Origin of the sequence: Pseudomonas sp. MWU12-2020 (assembly GCF_023100605.1) — a bacterium.
Taxonomy (GTDB): domain Bacteria; phylum Pseudomonadota; class Gammaproteobacteria; order Pseudomonadales; family Pseudomonadaceae; genus Aquipseudomonas; species Aquipseudomonas fluorescens_H.
In genome coordinates this window covers 1-908 of sequence record NZ_JALMEX010000043.1, presented here as the reverse complement: position 1 = coordinate 908, position 908 = coordinate 1, and the positions used below count along the sequence as shown (strand labels likewise).

Below are 908 nucleotides of genomic sequence, written 5' to 3'. Positions count from 1 at the left end.
AATCGGCGCCTTTGGCTTTCAGCAGGTGGTACCACACCTCCAGGTTTCCGCCATTGATAGGCTCGAGGGGGTCGTCAGCCACGTTGATGGTAAAACCGTCGGGATTCGCCAGGTCCTTTTCATCCGGGAAGTACCACGGCAGTTCAGGCAGGTGGGTGCTGCCGTCGGGGCTTTTACCCAACAGGAACAGCTCGATGGCGTTGTCGATCTCGATGAGCGGATCAAACGGAATGCGGATGTTGATTTCCTTATGGATAGGGTCGATGAAGTCTCCCACGGCCTCCTTGACCGTCGGTGCGGCCAGGCGGTGGGCTACGCCTTCGAAATCTACAAACTGCCCTTTGGAGAATGGAAGATTGCTGCCGTTGCGTACCAGGTGATAAGAGAACTTGACCTGGGTATTGACCAGTTTGCGCACGTCGGCAATGAGCAGCTTGAAATGGTAGTTATGCGGGAGATTGTCGACGATCTGGGTCGGGGCAGTGACGTCGACCTTTTCGCCATCCACGGTGACGCCGTTCATGGTCAAGTAGATGATGTCATTAAGCTCGAAGCGCGGTCCGGTGGCCGTGACTACGGCCGTGATGTCGTTGTTGCCCTGTTTATCGACGTCGAGCTTATTGTTGACAGCCTCCTGAACGATAGGCGCGTTCAGCCGGTTGATGCCGACAGTGACGACGATACGGGTTTCCTTGCACCAGTCTTCCGATTCATTGTCGACCTTGTCGCGCACCTTGAAGGTGACCGCCAGACCAGAGTCGTCGGTGTCACCGACGCGCTCAATAATGGCTTTGGTGATCCAGATCAGAATCGGGTTGGCCACCGGATCGTCGATCTGCGCCTGGGTCACCGGTGTGGAAGCCACAAGGGTGCCACCCCAGGAGAGAAGGATGACGTCGTCCACTGCG

At 56.7% G+C, this 908-nt stretch carries 1 pseudogene; it reads right to left on the bottom strand.

The window, feature by feature from the left end:
- Positions 1-908 (bottom strand): annotated as a pseudogene (locus M0814_RS28945) (hypothetical protein); the annotation flags it as partial.